This is a genomic window from Nosocomiicoccus sp. HMSC059G07, assembly GCF_001815515.1.
Taxonomy (GTDB): domain Bacteria; phylum Bacillota; class Bacilli; order Staphylococcales; family Salinicoccaceae; genus Nosocomiicoccus; species Nosocomiicoccus ampullae_A.
Genome location: NZ_KV820831.1, coordinates 1 through 221, shown reverse-complemented (window position 1 = coordinate 221; position 221 = coordinate 1). Strand labels below are relative to the sequence as shown.

Below are 221 nucleotides of genomic sequence, written 5' to 3'. Positions count from 1 at the left end.
CTCCAACGACTTTTAATACCTCATCAACTTGTGTAAGTTCTAGATTATCTCCAACTTTAAATCCTTTTTCTTTTAGAGATTTATCGATTAATACTTCGTTTTCATGCTGTGGAGTTTCTCCCTCAATTATCTTCGGTATTAAAAATGAATCCTTTTCTGTACCAAAGAAAATAGCATTTTCTTCTTCATCGTTATTCGAAACAATGACACCTGTTTGTTTG

1 pseudogene is annotated in these 221 nt (G+C 32.1%); it reads right to left on the bottom strand.

What is annotated here, in order from left to right:
- Nucleotides 1-221: pseudogene (locus HMPREF3029_RS09410) on the bottom strand (ABC transporter permease); the annotation flags it as partial.